Genomic DNA, 7185 nt, shown 5'->3' with positions numbered 1-7185 from the left:
GTGGGAGATTTCGCTCGGATGAGGCGCCGTAGCGGGCTACGGCAACCGAATTCGGGTGAAATCTCCCGCAAAGTGGGGCGTGCAGATTGCGGGAATGATTTTTCAAACAGGCTCTAGGGATGTGGGCAGTTACATTTAATATACATATTACGACAGAGGTGCCAGGATGAAAAAGAAGAAAAACGTTATGTACAGAAAAAGCGTATCATTACTTGCGGCAGCTGCGATGACAGCAGTACTTATGACTGGACAGGTTTATCCAGTAGCTGCATGGGGGCAGAATACAGAGACCAGACTTGAGAAATCCAGTCTGATTCCGGATAATATCACAATCGATCAGCCAGTTGCTCTTTCGGAAGTGGCATTGCCCAAGAGTGATTATGGAACGCTTTCCTGGGCAGATGATTCATATATACCGGATAAAAGAGTGCAGACCTGCGAAGTAGTATTTAAACCAGCAGCAGACGTGGATCTTTCTTATATTTCCGGATGGGATTCTGAGAAAAAAGTTGTGAAAGGTAAGATCACAGTTGTTGTCAGCAGCATAGAAGAGTGTTCTGAAGATCAGCCTTCTGATACTGCTGCAGATGTGGAAACAGGTGACGAGAGCAGTGAAGCATCTGTCCCGGACGACACAACTTCTGACAATAAAGATACAGATATAAAATCAGATGACGCAGCAGTTACAGGTGAGAATCAGCAGAATGATTCAGAAGCTTCAGGGAAGACAGAAGATCAGACTGAGAATGCGGGAAACAAGCAGAACAGTGAATCAGATAAGAAAGAAGAAACCATCGAGAGCACTCCTGCTTCCAATGAAGTAAAATCTGAAGAGAACACCGAAGCGGCTGGAATTACAACCCCGGCAGAAAAAACAGAAGCAACGGCTCCTGCAATGGAAGAAACTGTAGATTCTGAAGATATTCAGGAAGAAGCCCCAGAAGAGTCAAAAGCTGATACAAATTTAGATACAGCTGCAGAAGAGTCAAAAGCTGATACAGGTTCAGATACAGCCGCAGATAGCATAGAGAGTACAAATTCTGATAATGGTGAGGATGCAGCATCTGACAATGTGCAGACCGCAGATTCTTTAGAAGATACTGGAAAACTGAACGAAACTTTTGGTGAGGTGATGCCTGGTGCTACCATTCTTGATGGTACAGGGGATTCTGGAAAAAATGAGAACACAGAAGAGAAAAAAGATACCACAGATACAACAGACACCACGGATGTAAAAGACACAACAGACCCTACAGAGGATGACCAGAAAAATATATTTGATAATCCTCTTGACTTTACCACAGCGGATACAAGACCGGCAACTGCTGAGGACGATCTCACAGAAGAAGAGCAGGCTGCAAGGGCTGCTCAGAATCATAGTTGTGAGGGAATTTCTGTATCAGGCATAGATCTTCCCTGGTATGTCCAGTTCCAGGTGACAAGTGGTGAAAATTACGAATTTAAAAATGAAGATAATGCTACGATCTTCCAATCCTATGAATTTAAATTATGGGATCTGAAGAATAATACAGAGTATGAAATTCCGGATGGACAGTATGTAAGCGTAACGATTCCTGTCAAAGAAGGATATAAATATTCGATTGAGCATCTTCTTGATAATGGTGCGACAGAGACCATTATTCCCAGTGTAAACGGAAGCACCATGGTATTCAGCACACATTCTTTCAGCCCGTTTGGAATTGCAGGTTTTCGTCCAATCGTAGGAGAGGACATTGCAAATGGAGCGTATGGCGATGGAAGTACACCAACTCCTACACCTACTGTGACGATCAGTGGAACACCTACCCCGTCTCCATCTGTGACCGGAGCTGGTACGAATGGAACAAATGGATCCGGAACGGGTAAAACGGATAGCAATAGCGGAAATGAAACTGGTGGAAATACAGGTGATTCAAATGGAATCAGCAATGGAAATACAAATGGCTCTTCCAATGGGACTTCAGGAACCGGAAATGGTGGTTCTTCATCTGGTACCGGAAGCTCTGACGGCAGTGACAATTCCGGAACCAGCAATACACCAGGTGTGGCATCTGATGGAACTATAAATTCTGGCACAACAGATGGCAGTTCTTCAAATGGAACAGGTTCCAGTACAAATGCGGGACAGACTGCAGGAAACACTACAGGCAACACTGCAGGAAATACGGCTGCTACCTCAAACGGAAATAACGGTCAGAGTCAGACCTCAAATGCAGTAAAAACTGGTGACAACACCATGATCCTTCCCTTTGTGATCCTTGTGATCGCTGCAGCCGCTGTGATCATTATTGTGATTATTGTCCGCAAAAAGAAAAGATAAAGCAGACAGGATAATTAAAACGGACATTCATAATCTATGAATAACGAAGCCAGCCCTTCCATATATTACATATGGGAGGGCTGTTTTTATGAAAGTAAAAGTCATTTTAAAATCTTTACTTTTTTCCTATGCAGTTACCGGAGCGTTTCTTTTGCTTCTGGCATTCCTTTTATTCCAGTTTGACCTGGGAGAAAAGCCTGTGTCAGCAGGAATTGTAGCTGTGTATATTTTGTCCTGTTTTTCAGGAGGCTTCATGTCAGGAAAAATTCTGCGCAAAGATAAGTATTTATGGGGAATTCTGGTAGGGGCTTTTTACTATTTGCTTTTGATTACAGTATCTTTTGTAGTGCAGGGAAAATGGGAAATGAGTCTGGTACATGCAGTAACTACTTTTTTTATGTGTCTGGGTGGTGGTGCTCTTGGTGGGATGTTGTCTTAGAGCGTGTTTGAGAAATCATTCCCGCATTTTTTGAAAAGATTCGCACTCTGTCCAATAAAAAATGCTTTAAAAATAAAAAAAATATGATATACTAGGCAAAGATTATATACATAAGGAGGCTAATACTATGCAGCATATCAAAACATTAAATACAAAGAACCTGCAGAACACTGTAAAGAAAGGCGGCTGCGGCGAGTGCCAGACATCATGTCAGTCCGCATGCAAGACATCCTGTACAGTAGGAAACCAGAGCTGCGAGAACAAATAAGTCGGGCAACTGGAAACGTATGTAAGCAGCGGTGTAAAAGCCGCTGCTTATTCATGCAATAGGAAAGAATGAAAGGATATACTAACATGAGTCTGATTCACCGTTATCAGAACAATGGCTACAACATCGTGCTGGACATCAACAGCGGATGTATCCATGTTGTGGATGAAGTGACCTACGAAGTACTTCCTTATATGGAAGAAGGTCTGGACACAGCTGCCATTGTAGGAAAACTGGGAGATCAGTTTTCAGAAGAAGATATTAAGACATCAGTGGCAGAGTGTGAGAAGCTGAAAGCCGATGGCATGCTTTTCACCAGAGATGTATATGAGAATGCTATTGATACATTTACCAAGAACCGTCAGACAGTGGTAAAAGCGCTCTGTCTGCACATCGCCCACGATTGTAACCTTGCCTGTCGCTACTGCTTTGCAGAAGAAGGAGAGTACCACGGAAGACGAGCTCTCATGTCTTTTGAGGTAGGGAAGAAGGCACTGGATTTCCTGATCGCTAATTCAGGCTCCAGACACAATCTGGAGGTGGATTTCTTTGGCGGCGAGCCGCTTATGAACTGGCAGGTTGTTAAGGACCTGGTAGCATACGGCCGTGAGCAGGAGAAAATCCACAATAAAAAATTCCGTTTTACCCTTACTACCAACGGTGTTCTGCTGAACGATGAGGTAATGGAATTCTGCAACAAAGAGATGGGAAATGTGGTCCTCAGTATTGATGGCCGTAAGGAAGTTCACGATTTTATGCGCCCATTCCGCAAAGGGGCAGGAAGCTATGATCTGATCCTTCCGAAGTTTCAGAAATTTGCAGAGTCCCGTAACCAGGACAAGTATTATGTAAGAGGAACCTTCACTCATCATAATCTTGATTTCTCCCAGGATGTTCTTCATCTTGCAGACCTTGGATTCAAGCAGATTTCTGTAGAGCCTGTAGTGGCAGATCCATCTGAGGAGTACGCACTTCGGGAGGAAGACCTGCCGAAGATCATGGAAGAATACGACCTTCTTGCGAAAGAGATGATAAAACGCGAGAAAGAAGGCAAAGGTTTTAATTTCTTCCATTTCATGATCGACCTTACCGGTGGCCCTTGTGTATACAAGAGGCTTTCAGGATGTGGAAGCGGCACAGAATATCTTGCCGTAACTCCATGGGGGGATTTCTACCCATGCCACCAGTTTGTTGGGGAAGAAGAATATCTGATGGGAAATGTGGATGAAGGGATTACGAGACCTGACATCCAGAAGGATTTCGGATGCTGCAATGTTTACACCAAGCCAGCCTGCAAGGATTGTTTTGCAAGATTCTACTGCAGTGGTGGATGCGCAGCAAACGGATATCATGCCCATAAGGATATCAGAAGCAATTATGAAATCGGATGCGAGCTCCAGAGGAAGCGTGTGGAGTGCGCCATCATGATAAAAGCTGCACTGGCAGAAGACTGATAGCACTTCGCCAGCTGCGAAGATTTCTGTCAGTCCCTGCTTTTGCGAAAAACAAAAAAGAAGGGACAGAACAATGAAAAAATCAAGAGGTATCTTAGTCCTGATCCTGACTGCCATCGTTACCGTATTCTTTTGCTATACGGCTGCTGTAGGTATTGGTCCTACAGGAACCGGTGCCATGAAGAATATCAAGACCGGACTTGATCTGGCTGGTGGTGTCAGCATTACATATCAGGCAAAGGACAGTAACCCAAGCAGTGAAGACATGAGCGATACTGTGTACAAGCTGCAGAAACGTGTTGAGCAGTACAGTACAGAAGCTCAGGTATATCAGGAAGGCTCTGACCGTATCAATGTAGAGATTCCTGGTGTAACAGATGCAAATGCTATTCTGGAAGAACTTGGCCAGCCAGGTTCCCTGTGCTTTATCACACAGCAGGATGAGGATGGAAACGCAAATTTCCAGGCAGATTCCAGCAGCGAGACCGGATACTCTCTGGCAAGAAGTCTTGACGAGATCCGTGCAGCCGGCTCTGTGGTTTTGGAAGGTACAGATGTGGCAGATGCTACAGGCGGTGCAATCCAGCAGCAGAATTCCAGCAGCAGAGAGTACGTGGTAGATCTGACTCTTACAGACGAGGGAAAAACAAAATTCGCAGAGGCAACTCAGAACAATGTTGGAAAACAGATCGCGATTATCTATGACAACGGCGTATTAAGCGCTCCAAGAGTAAATGAAGCCATCACAGGCGGTAAGGCACAGATCAGTGGTATGGAAAGTGTTGAGAGAGCACAGGAGCTTGCTTCCTATATCCGTATCGGATCCCTGAGCCTTGAACTGACAGAGCTTCGTTCCAGCGTTGTAGCTGCACAGCTCGGTGAAGAAGCAATCTCCACCAGCCTTATTGCAGGTCTGATCGGTCTGATCATCGTAATTCTGTTTATGATCATCGCTTACCGTGTACCTGGTGCAGTTGCAGGCCTTTCCCTGATTTTCTACACAGCGACCATTCTGCTTACCTTAAATGCATTTGACATTACCCTTACGCTTCCGGGTATTGCAGGTATCATCCTTGGCATTGGTATGGCAGTAGATGCGAATGTTATTATTTATGCACGTATCCGTGAGGAAATCGGTGCAGGCTCTACCGTAAGATCCGCGATCAAAGCTGGTTTCTCCAAGGCTTTTTCCGCAATCTTTGACGGAAACATCACAACCCTGATCGCAGCATTCGTTCTGATGTGGCTGGGTACTGGTTCTGTTAAAGGATTTGCATATACACTGGCACTTGGTATTGTGATTTCCATGTTTACAGCTCTGGTATTTTCCAGACTTGTGATCAATGCATTATATGCAGTTGGCGTTCGCGATGAGAAATTCTATGGAAAGACTGAAGAGAAGAAAGTCATTAACTTTGTTGGAAAGAGAAGATTATGCTTCACCCTTTCCATTATCCTGATCCTTGCCGGACCAGCCACTATGCTGATCCACAAGGCTACAGGCGGAAAAGCCCTGAACTACAGCCTTGAGTTTTCAGGTGGTACTTCTACCAATGTCACCTTTAACGAAGATATGGACATTAAGACCATTGATTCTGAGGTTACACCTGTAGTGGAAGAGGTTACAGGAGATAAGAATGTACAGCCTACTAAGGTTGTTGGAACAAATCAGGTTATCATCAAGACACGTTCCCTGAATCTTGACGAACGTGAGGCACTGAATAAGGCACTTGTTGACAAGTTTGGTGTAGACGAATCCCTGATCCAGGCAGAGAGTATTTCCTCCACTGTCAGCAACGAAATGAGAAGAGATGCTGTAGTAGCCGTTTTTGTTGCCACTATTTTCATGCTTCTTTACATCTGGTTCCGTTTCAAGGATATCCGTTTTGCAGGAAGTGCGGTACTTGCACTTCTTCATGATGTGCTTGTTGTCCTTACATTCTATGCGATTTCCAGAATTTCCGTAGGAAATACTTTTATCGCTTGTATGTTGACTATCGTTGGTTATTCTATCAACGCCACGATCGTTATCTTCGACCGTATCCGTGAGAATCTTCACGGAAGCAAGCGCGTAGATGAGCTCGAAGAAGTGGTAAATAAGAGTATTACACAGACACTTACCAGAAGTATTTATACTTCCCTTACTACCTTTATCATGGTAGCTGTTCTTTATATCATGGGTGTATCTTCCATCCGTGAGTTCGCAGCTCCGCTGATGGTTGGTATTATCTGCGGTGCTTATTCTTCTGTATGCATTACCGGAGCCCTCTGGCTGGTAATGAAAAAGAAAATTGGCGTCGGACAGGCTCAGACTGTAAAAGCTACAGCTGGTGCTGCTCCGGTTAAACAGTCTGTTTCAAGTGCAAAGGCACCAAGTGCTCCAGCTGCAAATGGACAGACCCAGCCGAAGAAGAAAAATCGTAAGAGAGTTCAGGAGCGTCTTGCAGCCCAGGAGGCGGCTAAGAATGCTGAGAATGGTTCTTCTGAGGAAGACAGATAACTAAATGAATTTAAGCCAGGACAGGTGGAAACATCTGTCCTGGCTTGCTTTTTATGTAAAATTCTATTACTATTTAGTGGGTTGAAAAGTTCTTTAGGAGGGACGCATTTGGACAATGTGTATTACTCACTCGCCGGCGCAACGCTCCGATGAACTAATCGCTAACTGCGACTAATGCGTTCGGGAGAGCCCTCACGCATAAGT

At 44.6% G+C, this 7185-nt stretch carries 6 protein-coding genes; all 6 read left to right on the top strand.

The genetic code is table 11. The annotated features are described in order from the left end of the window. Positions 1–55: 55 nt before the first annotated feature. The 6 genes from DW904_RS26075 (at position 56) to secD (ending at position 6981) form a co-directional block, all read left to right on the top strand. Positions 56–139 (top strand): DUF6783 domain-containing protein, encoded by an 84-nt coding sequence (locus tag DW904_RS26075; RefSeq protein WP_347562227.1) that lies wholly within the window; start codon positions 56–58, stop codon positions 137–139. A gap of 27 nt (positions 140–166) precedes the next feature. Beyond that, positions 167–2320, top strand: a complete 2154-nt coding sequence (locus DW904_RS22185; protein WP_118584283.1) for a hypothetical protein — start codon at positions 167–169, stop codon at positions 2318–2320. A gap of 88 nt (positions 2321–2408) precedes the next feature. Then, the gene (locus tag DW904_RS22180) at positions 2409–2759 is read left to right on the top strand and encodes a TIGR04086 family membrane protein (protein ID WP_118584282.1); all 351 of its coding nucleotides are present in this window, start codon (positions 2409–2411) and stop codon (positions 2757–2759) included. A gap of 127 nt (positions 2760–2886) precedes the next feature. Next, complete coding sequence (scfA, locus tag DW904_RS22175; protein WP_021926839.1) at positions 2887–3027, top strand: six-cysteine ranthipeptide SCIFF; 141 nt, start codon at positions 2887–2889, stop codon at positions 3025–3027. Between the two features lie 92 nt (positions 3028–3119). Continuing rightward, on the top strand, positions 3120–4481 hold the full coding sequence (gene scfB / locus DW904_RS22170) for a thioether cross-link-forming SCIFF peptide maturase (RefSeq protein ID WP_118584284.1): 1362 nt from the start codon (positions 3120–3122) through the stop codon (positions 4479–4481). 73 nt (positions 4482–4554) lie between these two features. Then, entirely contained in the window at positions 4555–6981 is a 2427-nt protein-coding gene (gene secD / locus DW904_RS22165; RefSeq protein WP_118584281.1) for a protein translocase subunit SecD, read from the top strand. Positions 6982–7185: the final 204 nt, after the last annotated feature.

Source organism: Ruminococcus sp. AM42-11, assembly GCF_003480145.1.
In the GTDB taxonomy this organism is placed as follows: domain Bacteria; phylum Bacillota; class Clostridia; order Lachnospirales; family Lachnospiraceae; genus Blautia_A; species Blautia_A faecis.
Note: the sequence above shows the minus strand (reverse complement) of the source record. Positions and strands in the feature narration are given on the sequence as shown.

Coding starts and splice junctions, on each gene's coding strand:
- scfA (WP_021926839.1), top strand. CDS start 2,887: ATGCAGCATATCAAAACATTAAATACAAAGAACCTGCAGAACACTGTA.
- secD (WP_118584281.1), top strand. CDS start 4,555: ATGAAAAAATCAAGAGGTATCTTAGTCCTGATCCTGACTGCCATCGTT.
- DW904_RS22180 (WP_118584282.1), top strand. CDS start 2,409: ATGAAAGTAAAAGTCATTTTAAAATCTTTACTTTTTTCCTATGCAGTT.
- DW904_RS22185 (WP_118584283.1), top strand. CDS start 167: ATGAAAAAGAAGAAAAACGTTATGTACAGAAAAAGCGTATCATTACTT.